Raw genomic sequence first — 11,043 nt, 5'->3', positions numbered from 1 at the left:
AGGAAAGTGAAATATCTATATGGTCATTGGGTGCATAGCGAACCTGCATAAAGCCCTTGACGTCGGTCCGCTTGTAATCAGTTTCATGACTATGCGCATGGTCATAATCGTCGCCGTGGTCATCTTCATGATCTTCGGAGTGATCATCTATGTGGGCAGCGCCATAGAAGTGTTCAGCTTCTCCCCAAACCAAAGCAGGTCCAATGGCAGCTTCGATCGCGAAAGAGCCGCCATTGTCGAGGCTCCACTCAAAAACGCCACCAAACATGCCATCAATGGCATAGTGCTTTGGTTGGTCTTCAAGCTTGTTATCAAAACCACTATGGCCCTCGATGGTGATGATCGGGGTGAAGTCGAATTCACCGGCTTCAAGAACTTCACCCGATCCACCATGGGAGCCATGGGCTTCGGCAGGTGAAATGGAAGCGAACGGGCTCCACAGAAGAGCCAGAAGGGCAAGGCGTGAACGGAACATGAGACAAGACGGAAGAAAAAAGAAGACCAAAGAGAAAGGGAGCATTACGTCACCGGATCGATGACCACTTCGCGTTCAATGCATTGGCTCCAGCGGTGTCGCAGGAACCGCCCTGGCCATTGACGATCGTGCAGACGTTGAGGGTCGCCGTCGAAACAGCATTGCGACCGGCAGCAATGCCCTCCCCATAGAGCGGTGTGATCGCAATCGGCAATCCCGTGGACTTGCTGATGCGCCTCAGGGTTTTGTTCGGGGTTACCGCAGGAGAAAAGATGGTTTTGGCACCAGAGGATTTCACCTCCTGAGTAATTTTTTTGAGGCTGGAGGGCCTCAAAACACCGCCGGTGGTATGGCTATCCAGCATTGCAATCTCAACAAGTCCAAAACGATCGGCGAGATGGCTGTAGGTCCCGTGATCGGTCACCAGGACCCGCTGCGCCGAGGGCAAAGAACGGAACTGCTTGGCTTCCCAGCCCTGAAGAGCTTGGAAAACAGCCACAGCACGCGCTGTGCGTTGCTGCAAAGCCGCACGATCACTGGCCGGCAGCACGGGGGCCAGAGAACGGGCGATGACCCGCACCATGGCAGCGGAATTGGCCGGATCGTGCCAGACGTGGGGGTCGCTGCCGCCATAGGACGGCAGGGCGACTTCACCGACTGCCACGACTGTTCCCGGTGCCTTGAGTTTTTTGGCGGAAGGGGTCAGCCCGAAACCGATGTGCAGAACCAGATCACTCTTGGCGATCTGACTGCGATCACTGGGCTTCAAGCGATAGGAATGGGGATCACCACCGGGGGTTATCAGGCACGTCACCGAAGCGGCACCGGCAGCCAGGGTCCTGGTGAGATCGCACAGCGTGCCGTCGACGGCCACCACCACAGGTTGAGCCGTATGGGCCGGAACAACGGTGGCGCCAAGGGCCAGGACAACACCGACACCCACTGATCGAATCAGGCCAGCTCCCATGGACGACAAACTGAGAATGATTATCACTTACTGCATCGCGTGATTCCGCGCCAGCATGGAGTGTTCAAAACAACAACAGGCCAACGCCAGGCTGCGAACAAGTTGATGAGCCATTCGTCGTGCGTGCTGAGCACAACCGAGCTGTGCTTCAGCTACGGGGGTCGCAACACCGTTGACCGCGTCAACCTGCAACTTCAAGCGGGAACGCTGTCGGCGCTGGTGGGTCCCAACGGAGCCGGCAAGTCAACCCTGTTGCATCTGCTCGAAGGGCGACTGAAACCCAGCCAAGGAACGGTCTACTCCAGCAAGCCAATCGGCCTGATGCTCCAGCGGGCAGCGATTGATTGGTCGTTTCCGATCACCGCCCGCGACATGGTGAAGCTGGGGGCGCCCCAAAAGGGCAAAGCCACAGCAGCGGACCACTGCGAACAGCTGCTGAAACGCGTCGGCATGGGAGCCATGGGATCACGGCGCCTCAACCAGCTCTCCGGCGGCCAACAACAACGCGTCCTGCTGGCCAGAGCGTTGATGCAACAGACCGACATCCTGCTGCTGGACGAACCCTGCAGCGCTATCGATCCACCGACGCGAGACCATCTGCTCAAGGTGATGCGGGATCAGGCGGAAGCAGGTCAGACGCTGCTGGTGAGCAGCCATGACTGGGGCAGCGCCCTCGACAGCTACGACCAGGTTGTTGTGATGGACGGCCAAATCCTGGCCAACGGATCACCCAACACGGTTCGAAAAAAACTGAGCGACCTGACTTGCATGATGGGGAGCCACTGTTGTGGTTGAACCCGACATCTGGTGGCTTCTGCCACTGACGATCTCGCTGTTGATCGGAGCCATCTGTCCAGCAACTGGAGCGTTGCTGATCACTCAACGCCGGGTACTGCTGGCCAACCTGATGGCCCATTCCGTTCTGCCCGGTTTGGTGATCGCTCTGGCCATCGGCATCGACCCAAGCATCGGCGGCCTTATCAGTGGACTGCTGGGCGCCCTAGTGGCTGAACGCTTGAACCGGAGCTTCAAAGGCAGAGAAGAGGGCGCCATGAACACCGTGCTAGCCGGCTTCACCGCCCTGGGCGTGCTGTTGGTCCCTCTACTGGACGCCCGGGTGGACCTAGAAACGATTCTGTTCGGCGATCTACTGGCCGCCAACGCGACGGATCTGCTGCGGACAGCTATCTCAGCCAGTGCCCTGTTGGCGATGTTGGTGTGGGGCTACTGCGACCTGGTGTTCGTTGGCATCGACCCCGAGGGAGCAGCCATCGCCAAACGACCGGTGCTCTTGATTCGGCTGATCTGCAGCCTGATCACTGCCCTTGTGGTGATCAGCGCCATCACTGCCGTGGGTGTGATTCTGGTGATTGGCCTGCTTTGCGCTCCGGTGCTGATGCACGTGGAGCGCGGCCGAAGCCTGAAAGAACTCATGCTGCGCAGCGCGAGCACAGGCCTGCTTTTATGTGGCGGCGGGATGATGCTGGCGATTGCTGTTGACCTACCCCCAGGCCCACTGATCGGAACACTGTGCTTGGCACTTCTGTTCACCTACAAAGCCAACACCGCAGAGCAAAAGTGATGAAGGAGGGGGGCCTATTTTATGGTCTTTGCTTCAGGAACATCCGATCAAGGCATCCGCCTCATTCTCCGCATCAATGTGCGTTCTTACTCCAGGCGGCATGTGCGCCGAAAAGCCAGAAACAAGACCGTCAACATTGACGCCATGCCCAAGTTGAACAGGGCGATCAAGCTTACATCGCTCATAGCTCCGTTCACCCGGTTACAGAACAATGGCAAACCAACCACCAGCCAGGTCTGCAATCAATCCGCAGGCGAGCGCTTGAAGAACAAATTGGCCTGAATCTTTCTTTTCCCAACGATTAATGGCCTTCGGTGCCGTAACAAACGGTTCTTTGTTCCTGATTAGTTTATCGATGTATCGCTCGACGAACCGATCATCAAGATCGAGCCGACGAAGCTTCGATCGAAGCTGGTTGAGTTCAAACTGATTCGTCATCAAGAAACCCCCACAGCTTCACAGCTACTGATCATTGAAGAAAACTCCGAACGAACTGATGTTGAACAGATCAACCATGCGTCCATGGAGCCAAGAAAATATTGAAGATCCAAGACCTTAGCGAGACTGCAGTTTCCATGCGGCTCAACCGGTTGCAACAGCTCATTGCAGTCAATTTAATCGATCCAAACTCGATTGATCGACAGCACGTTCATCAAAATCCCTAAAAGCCTTTGGCACTCCTTCGTCGCTTCGGTTGCATCATCTCAATCGTCTTAGGTTTTGTCTTACTGGAATACCAAACGCGTTGCGCTTCGTCGTAGCTCTCGACATCCTTGAACGACCCATCACACAACCACACGCGGCAGTGGTGACGGTCATAAGGATCGAAGCTGGTTTCAGTGAACTGTTTCATGCAGTCGTACAACGATTATGTCAAGCAGGATCTGCTGGTCAGTCAGATCCAAGCCTGGTGAATGCTTCGCGACGAGGATCTCGATACCACTCCGCTACATGCGTACCCCATAGCCCTTCCCAGTGAAAGAAGATCACGCCATGACCACGCTGACGGGCCAGGCGGACTTTTTGCTCCAGAACGGCTATCGAGGTGGTACATTTGCCAAATCCCGCTAACACGCTAATCTGCCAAGGGATTTCCCAGCTGCGGGCTTTGGGCAGAGCTGGCTAATCCAGGTCTTTGGCAAATTCTCGAACGGAATGGGCATGGTTCTGCACCACCAATTCTTCGATCAGCCTACCCAGAGCTCCCAGTCCTGCAGCCAGAGGTTGTAGACCGAACGGGGGCACCTGGAGACAGTCTGATGCCGCTGGAGAGGCGTTCCTGCTTGAAACGTTGCCGCAATCAGATTGCTGTGATCCCGGGGAAGCGCCAGTCGCGTCTCTTGGCGGCATAGCCCCACAGTAGCTAGATCATAACCGAATTGAACCGGCCAGGCGAAATGATCGTCCAGTTGCAGGCCGTCCATCGGACAGTGCTTCAAGGTTTCCACCACCAACCCGATGAAGCGAGCACGAACCTCCGGATGAGCCGGATTGAGCCAAGGCATCCGATGGTTGCCATGCATCCTCATCCAACGCTGGCCATTGGCTTGAGCCAATGGCCAGCTGGGGTTGTCGCGCACAACGGATGAATCGGCCGGCTCCATCAGGCCGTACTCAAACCAGGGCATCACCTTGATGCCGCGGCGCCGACCTTCCGCAGCCAGTGTGCAGATGGGGTCAAGACCGATCCCAGCCTTCTGCAGCGGAGGCTCCACTGGAGCGAAGCGGCTGCGATGGAACGTGGTGCCTCGGCTCCAAACATTGGGCACAACACGATTGAACCCCGCATCCTGCAGCTGCTGCATCGCAACTGTGTGCGCTTCCGGTCATATCGGAATTGAGCTGGCTGAGGCTGTTGGTCAGCCACACGCCCATGGTGCTGATCGGAGCAACCGGTCCAATCGAGACTCGACCATCAGAGAGGCCGGAAGTCCTGCCATCAGGCTGGCCAGAGCAACACCAATCAGAGGCCTCCACCGCTGAGCCAACGCCGCTGAAGCACCGGGACTCAAGGATGGCTCGGATCAACCGTGATCAAGCCGAACCAAGCCCGCTCATTCAAGCGTCTATGGCCCGGAAGCCAACGATCAGCGGAACATCGAGCTCACGGAGCTTTCTTCGTGGATGCGCCAGATGGCTTCCCCCAGCATGTTGGCCACGGAGAGCACCTTCAGCTGAGGGAAGACCCGATGCTGCGGGATCGGAATGCTGTTTGTCACCACCACCTGCTCAAACAGGCCCTGAACGGACAGGCGTTCACTGGCAGGGGGAGAGAACACGGCATGAGTGGCGCAGGCCAGCACCCGTTTGGCTCCTTGCTTCCGCAGCAACCGTGCACCCGCACAGATCGTGCCGCCGGTGTCAATCATGTCGTCGATCAGGATCGCCGTCCGCCCCGCCACATCACCGATCACTGTGAGGCTTTCAGCCATGTTATGGCCGGTGCGGCGCTTGTCGATGATCGCCAGCGGAGCATCGTTCATCTGCTTGGCAAACGCCCGGGCCCGCGCCACGCCCCCCACGTCCGGAGACACAACAACAACATCTCCCAGATCCTGGGTGGAGAGGTAGTCCACCAGCACGGGGGATCCGTAGATGTGATCGCAGGGGATGTCGAAGTAGCCCTGAATCTGAGCGGAGTGCAGGTCCATCGCCAGCACACGGTCAACACCGGACTTCACCAGCAGGTTGGCCGTGAGCTTGGCGGTGATCGATTCACGACCAGCGGTTTTGCGATCCGCCCTAGCATAGCCGTAGTAAGGTACCACAGCGGTGATCTGCCGTGCGGAGGCCCGTCTGCAGGCATCTACCATGATCAGCAGCTCAATCAGGTGGTCGTTCACCGGCGCGCAGGTGGGTTGGATCAGGAACACATCGCAGCCACGGATCGACTCCTGGATCTGCACATAAAGCTCACCGTCGGCAAAACGCTTGCAGACGCGAGGACCGTCGGGCACCCCCAGATAGGCGGAGATCTCCTTGGCCAGAGCAGGGTTCGAGGTGCCACTAAACAGACGCAGGCGGTGGCTGTCAGGGGTCATCTGCTCCTGTTCGGAACGGGCTGCTGTCAGGAAACTGGTCACGGCGCCCGCGGAACGAATTCTGCTGTAATCCGATGGTAGAGGTGAGCAGTGCTCCGATGTCCACAGGTTTCCCAGTGCTGGTGTATGCGGGCCCCCTTCCTGAACTCAAAATGCGCCAGGCATGCGAAGCCCTGGCACGCGCTTGTCGATGCCCTCTAACCACGGTGGCCAGTGGTGCATCACCAGTTGAAGTCCTGCAGACCAACCCGTCGGCAACAGGCCTGGTGCGGCTCAGTGGTGACGCAGCCCGGCCGACCCCAGAGGGTGATATCAGCTGGCTGCAAGCCCTGGCCGACTGGCGTCAGCCGGTGCTGCTGCTGACCAGTGCAGAACAAGACGGTTCGATCTCTGGCGCAGCCGCGGCCTATACCGCTCTCTGCCGGGAACTGCAGGTGCCGCTGCTCGGCCTGGTGCAGCTCCAGGGCCACTGGAACGGCTCAGCGCGACGCCGGGACGGCCTCAGTTGGCTGGGCTGGATTCCCGATGAACAGCATCCGGATCAGGCCGAATGCGTCGACGCCCTCGCCCGGAGACTGCAACTCCGCAGCCCCGCTTAAAGCTGGGGCCAGAGCGGAAGGCTGGCACCGGCTTCGATTTGGCGCAAGGTCTGCTCACCGGCCCGGTCGGCCAGAGGCAAGCGGCTGATCCGTGCAGGTTCAGGGCTGGCGATGATCGCCGCGGCCAGGCTCAGCTGCTCCGAACGACTGAGGTTGGTTTCCACCACGGTGTTCAGTTGGTTCACCAGACCAGGAATCACCGCGATGCCACTGGGGTCTTTGACCTGTTCGATCAGACCCTCCACCAGGATGTTTTGACGCTGGCGACGCTGAGAGACAGCCTTGGGGTCGGGTAGGTGGCGCACCAGCTGTTCCGCCTGGGCTCCATTCAGACGCTGTCGACCGGCCTGGAGCAAGACGGTGTAGCCCTGCGTCGTTTCCTGGCGCTTGGAGGAGTCGCTCAGCACAACCTCCACCTCGCCCAAACCATCCACCAGGCCGGGTAGGGCGGCATGGGGCATCACCACGTAGCGCTTGGGATCACCCTCCTGGAGGCCAACAATGTCGCAGATGGCATCGTAGAGAAGACCGGCGCCACCCCGTCGTCACAACTGAGCCAAGCTGCCCGAATTCTTTTCACTAGGGAGCTGAACGCCGAGCTCCGTGGGGATCTGGAGCACCTGAAGCGGCTCCTGGGCGGCAATGCGAAGCAGCAGCAGTGCATCGGGATTGGCTGAGTGCGGCCTGCTTGGAGGCCGCACTCAGCCAATCCGCAGCAACACCGATCACCAACACCTTGACCGGGACCTCCGGGAAGGGGGCCAGAGTTTCTGGTTGATCCGCACTCAGCGGAGCGCCCGCGGCAACACGATCGGGTTTTGGCCAGAGCGTCGCCAGCAACCACCCGGTGACACCAATCCCCAGCACGGCGGCAGCGACACGCAGCGCACCGCGAACTCGGGGTGGCGACAACCAGTTCATTTCGCTGGACCAACCGCAATGGCGCTTAGTTTCGCCCAGATCTCCAGTTCCTAGCCTGGGCCCCGTGAAGCCGTCATCGATGTCCCTCCGCGACGACTACCGCAGCCGACCACCCGAACAGGTACGCGTGGTGGTGTTCGGAGCCACGGGCTACATCGGCCGCTTTGTGGTGAAGGAACTGGTGGAACGGGGCTACCAGGTGATCGCCTTCGCCCGCGAGCGCAGCGGCATCGGTGGTCGCCAGAGCAGGGACGAAGTGATCGCCGATTTCCCCGGAGCTGAAGTGTGCTTCGGGGATGTCACCGATCCAACCTCGATCGCGGCCGAGGCCTTCGATCAACCCACTGATGTGGTGGTAAGTTGCCTGGCCTCCCGCACCGGCGGCCGCAAGGATTCCTGGGCGATTGACCACGCAGCGACCCTCAACACATACGAACAGGGACGATCGGCCGGGGTGGCCCATTACGTTCTGCTCTCGGCCATCTGCGTGCAGAAGCCGCTGCTGGAATTTCAGAAAGCGAAGCTGGCCTTCGAAGCCGTGTTGCAGGCAGACGAGGAAATGAGCCACTCCATCGTTCGCCCTACCGCCTTTTTCAAAAGCCTTGGCGGACAGGTAGAAAGCTGCCGCAAGGGCGGCCCCTATGTGATGTTCGGAGGCGGAACCCTGGCCAGCTGCAAGCCGATCAGCGAAGCCGATCTGGCCCGGTTCATGGCGGACTGCATCCATGACGAGTCCAAACGCAACCAGGTGCTGCCTATCGGGGGGCCAGGTCCGGCGCTGAGCGCCCGGGAGCAGGGAGAGATGCTCTTCCGCGCTCTGAACAAGCCCGAACGGATGCTGTCGGTGCCGATAGCCCTGATGGATGCGCCGATCGCCCTGCTGGACGCCCTAGCTCGGGTGTTCCCAGGCATCAACGACACGGCGGAATTTGGTCGGATCGGCCGTTACTACGCCAGCGAATCGATGCTCGTCTGGGACGAGCAAAAGCAGTGCTACGACGCGGATGCCACTCCGTCCTATGGAACCAACACGCTGGAACAATTCTTCGAGCGCGTGGCCCGGGAGGGCATGGCCGGGCAGGACCTGGGGGATGCAGCGCTGTTCTGAAGCCGCCATCCTTGGGTAACGAAGCCCCTTCCATGGATCAGTCTACTGTTAACCCGGCCTTGGCCGGGAGGGGGCGCAGCACCGGGGTGCTGCTGCATCCCACCGCCCTGCCGGGCAGCCCAGTCTGCGGCAGCTTTGGTGAGCCGTGTCGCCGTTGGCTCCAGCTGCTGGCCGACCAGGACATCGGCGTCTGGCAGATGCTTCCCCTGGCCCCGCCGGATCCCACCGGCTCGCCCTACAGCTCTCCCTCCTGCAAGGCCCGGAACCCGTGGTTCCTCGACGGCCAGGACCTGGCCAACGAGGGGTTTATCGGCGATGAAGCCCTCAGGGCTGCTCCAGGGGCTGATGCACCGCTGGAGGGAGCGGAGCGTGTGGAATTCAACCTCGCCCAGCAACGGGCCGGTGCCCTAGGGGATGCACTGCTTGACGCCTGGCCTGAGCAGGATCCAATGCGACATGCCGCCTTCAAGCACTGGGCGCAACAGCAGCGCAGCTGGCTGCAGGACCATGCCCATTTCCAGGTCCTGCACGATCAACACAACACCGCTTGGTGGGAGTGGCCGCTGGCGCTGGCCCGGCATGACAACAAGGCCCTGCGGGCCTGGGCGGAGCAACACCATGACGCGCTGCTGCGGGAACAGCTAATCCAATGGCACCTCGACCGGCAGTGGCAGGCGATCCGCCGCCAGGCGGCCAACCTGAGAATCCAGCTGTTTGGGGATCTGCCCTTCTATGTGAGCAGTGACAGCGCCGATGTCTGGAGCAACCGTTCTTTGTTCACCGTCAAGGAGAACGGCCAGCTCACCACTCAGAGCGGTGTCCCGCCCGATTACTTCTCGGAAACCGGACAGCTGTGGGGCTCACCGGTGTACCGCTGGGGACAGCATCGGATCACGCGCTTCCGTTGGTGGCGGCGAAGAATCGCGCGCCAGCGGGAGATGGTGGATCTGCTGCGCCTGGATCACTTCCGGGCCCTTGCGGCCTTCTGGGCCGTCCCCGGTGGAGACAGCACCGCTGAGAACGGGCAGTGGCAGCCCTCCCCGGGTCATGCCCTGCTGCGCAAACTGCGCAGGGATGCCGGTGGTGCCCTCCCCTTGATTGCCGAGGATCTCGGCGTGATCACACCGGATGTGGAGGATCTCCGCGATGCCTTCCGGTTGCCGGGCATGAAAGTGCTGCAGTTCGCGTTCGACGGTGCACCCGACAACCCCTATCTGCCGGAAAACACCGATGGGCATCGCTGGGTCGTCTACACCGGCACCCACGACAACCCCACAACCCTAGGCTGGTGGAACGCTTTGGATGCCGACAGCCGAGGCCGCATCGCCACGCGGGTGAATGGTGAGATCAGTGCTCCGGCCTGGCATCTACTCGACATGGCTTTTGCCACGACCGCAGGCCTGGTGATCGCCCCTTTGCAGGACCTGATGCACCTCGACGACCGGGCCAGATTTAACACCCCCGGCACCTGCGAAGGCAACTGGAGCTGGAGGCTTCGCAGCTTTGATGCCGCGCTGGGGAATGCCCTGGGCGGCTACGGGAGCAGGGGAGCGGTCTGGGGACGGTCGCTCTCGGGAGCAGGCAATTTGTTGACCCGGTAGATCCCCGGCCGCTCTTGATCGACAGGCAGAGGCTCTCCATTCCAGAGCACCTGATCCTCAGCACCAGCCGGGGGATCTAGGCGCACCTCGATCGGGGCCTGCAACTGCAGGGTCAGCGTGCCGGCGCTCGTCGTGAATTGAACCCGGTCGCCCCCACCGCTGGAGAGCTGCAGCTCTCTTGGCTCAGCCACAACAACCTCCAGCACCCCCTGGGACTGCGGCAGGGCGCCCCGCACCAGATCAAGCCACTGCTGAGGCGTGTGTTTTTGGACTTGTTCCAGGGGGCGCAGAGTTGCGATGCCTTCGTCTGAACCCGCCGGGTTCGGGCCACGGGTGATCGCCTCCACGTCAACACGCACGGGCTCAAGGCTGAGGCTGTTGCGCAGGGCCAGGTCCTGTTGTTGACGATTGATGGCCAGCAGGCTGAAGGCGATCACTGCCGCATAAACGACCGTTCCCTGCCAGGTGGTGAACACATCGATGTTGCCCAGGGTGAAACGACCCAGACCCATTTTAGCCGATCCGCAGCGGAGCAACACCGGCGGGGGGAGCAGGGGGTCGAGGCATCCACCGGGCAGGGCCAGGCGACGCTCGATCTGAGGAAGCATCGAGGCGAGATAGGCCCGCTCGGGCAGGCGATCACGCCAGCCCCGCTCCAGGGCCTCGATCACGGGGGTGGTGATCCGGGTCTCATTGGCCAGATCACGAAGCGAGAGGCCCAGCTCCTCGCGCCGCCGCCGCAGCAGCAG

11 protein-coding genes and 1 pseudogene are annotated in these 11,043 nt (G+C 60.7%); 5 read left to right on the top strand and 7 right to left on the bottom strand.

All coding sequences use genetic code 11. The features are described from left to right. Both ACGVJ8_RS09050 and ACGVJ8_RS09045 read right to left on the bottom strand, forming a co-directional pair. Window positions 1–475 (bottom strand): annotated as a pseudogene (locus ACGVJ8_RS09050) (hypothetical protein); the annotation flags it as partial. Between the two features lie 49 nt (window positions 476–524). After that, entirely contained in the window at window positions 525–1,442 is a 918-nt protein-coding gene (locus ACGVJ8_RS09045) for a metal ABC transporter substrate-binding protein (protein WP_392347394.1), read from the bottom strand. A 105-nt stretch (window positions 1,443–1,547) separates the two neighbouring features. Here ACGVJ8_RS09045 and ACGVJ8_RS09040 point away from each other — a divergent pair, with 105 nt between their 5' ends. Further along, entirely contained in the window at window positions 1,548–2,237 is a 690-nt protein-coding gene (locus tag ACGVJ8_RS09040; RefSeq protein ID WP_392347392.1) for a metal ABC transporter ATP-binding protein, read from the top strand. After that, the gene (locus ACGVJ8_RS09035; RefSeq protein WP_392347390.1) at window positions 2,230–3,024 is read left to right on the top strand and encodes a metal ABC transporter permease; all 795 of its coding nucleotides are present in this window, start codon (window positions 2,230–2,232) and stop codon (window positions 3,022–3,024) included. Before ACGVJ8_RS09040 ends, ACGVJ8_RS09035 begins: the two co-directional genes overlap by 8 nt. Window positions 3,025–4,211: 1,187 nt before the next feature. Here the strand turns inward: ACGVJ8_RS09035 and ACGVJ8_RS09030 are convergent. Next, window positions 4,212–4,829, bottom strand: a complete 618-nt coding sequence (locus ACGVJ8_RS09030; protein WP_392347388.1) for a glycoside hydrolase family 10 protein — start codon at window positions 4,827–4,829, stop codon at window positions 4,212–4,214. Between the two features lie 282 nt (window positions 4,830–5,111). Further along, complete coding sequence (locus tag ACGVJ8_RS09025; protein WP_392347386.1) at window positions 5,112–6,107, bottom strand: ribose-phosphate pyrophosphokinase; 996 nt, start codon at window positions 6,105–6,107, stop codon at window positions 5,112–5,114. Window positions 6,108–6,163: 56 nt separating this feature from the next. On the opposite strand from ACGVJ8_RS09025, the gene ACGVJ8_RS09020 reads away from it, so the two are divergent. After that, window positions 6,164–6,664: a hypothetical protein gene (locus ACGVJ8_RS09020; protein ID WP_392347384.1), complete on the top strand. Its 501-nt coding sequence runs from the start codon at window positions 6,164–6,166 to the stop codon at window positions 6,662–6,664. On the opposite strand, the gene ACGVJ8_RS09015 is transcribed toward ACGVJ8_RS09020, so the two are convergent. Together ACGVJ8_RS09015 and ACGVJ8_RS09010 are read right to left on the bottom strand one after the other, a co-directional pair. Continuing rightward, window positions 6,661–7,167, bottom strand: coding sequence for an LCP family protein (locus ACGVJ8_RS09015; RefSeq protein WP_392347396.1), 507 nt, complete (start codon window positions 7,165–7,167; stop codon window positions 6,661–6,663). The two genes, ACGVJ8_RS09020 and ACGVJ8_RS09015, sit on opposite strands and share 4 nt — an antisense overlap. A 76-nt stretch (window positions 7,168–7,243) precedes the next feature. Then, on the bottom strand, window positions 7,244–7,576 hold the full coding sequence (locus ACGVJ8_RS09010) for a hypothetical protein (RefSeq protein ID WP_392347382.1): 333 nt from the start codon (window positions 7,574–7,576) through the stop codon (window positions 7,244–7,246). Window positions 7,577–7,664: 88 nt separating this feature from the next. On the opposite strand from ACGVJ8_RS09010, the gene ACGVJ8_RS09005 reads away from it, so the two are divergent. After that, window positions 7,665–8,693: an NAD(P)-dependent oxidoreductase gene (locus tag ACGVJ8_RS09005; RefSeq protein ID WP_392347380.1), complete on the top strand. Its 1,029-nt coding sequence runs from the start codon at window positions 7,665–7,667 to the stop codon at window positions 8,691–8,693. Window positions 8,694–8,725: 32 nt separating this feature from the next. Continuing rightward, window positions 8,726–10,294, top strand: a complete 1,569-nt coding sequence (gene malQ / locus ACGVJ8_RS09000; protein WP_392347378.1) for a 4-alpha-glucanotransferase — start codon at window positions 8,726–8,728, stop codon at window positions 10,292–10,294. Here malQ and ACGVJ8_RS08995 read toward each other — a convergent pair. Next, a partial coding sequence (locus tag ACGVJ8_RS08995; protein ID WP_392347376.1) for a helix-turn-helix domain-containing protein occupies window positions 10,228–11,043 on the bottom strand: 816 nt, incomplete at its 5' end. The genes malQ and ACGVJ8_RS08995 overlap by 67 nt on opposite strands.

The sequence above is a fragment of the Parasynechococcus sp. genome, assembly GCF_042954245.1.
GTDB lineage: Bacteria > Cyanobacteriota > Cyanobacteriia > PCC-6307 > Cyanobiaceae > Parasynechococcus.
Note: the sequence above shows the minus strand (reverse complement) of the source record. Positions and strands in the feature narration are given on the sequence as shown.

Coding starts and splice junctions, on each gene's coding strand:
- ACGVJ8_RS09045 (WP_392347394.1), bottom strand. CDS start 1,442: ATGGGAGCTGGCCTGATTCGATCAGTGGGTGTCGGTGTTGTCCTGGCC.
- malQ (WP_392347378.1), top strand. CDS start 8,726: ATGGATCAGTCTACTGTTAACCCGGCCTTGGCCGGGAGGGGGCGCAGC.
- ACGVJ8_RS09030 (WP_392347388.1), bottom strand. CDS start 4,829: ATGCAGCAGCTGCAGGATGCGGGGTTCAATCGTGTTGTGCCCAATGTT.
- ACGVJ8_RS09040 (WP_392347392.1), top strand. CDS start 1,548: ATGAGCCATTCGTCGTGCGTGCTGAGCACAACCGAGCTGTGCTTCAGC.
- ACGVJ8_RS09005 (WP_392347380.1), top strand. CDS start 7,665: ATGTCCCTCCGCGACGACTACCGCAGCCGACCACCCGAACAGGTACGC.
- ACGVJ8_RS09020 (WP_392347384.1), top strand. CDS start 6,164: ATGTCCACAGGTTTCCCAGTGCTGGTGTATGCGGGCCCCCTTCCTGAA.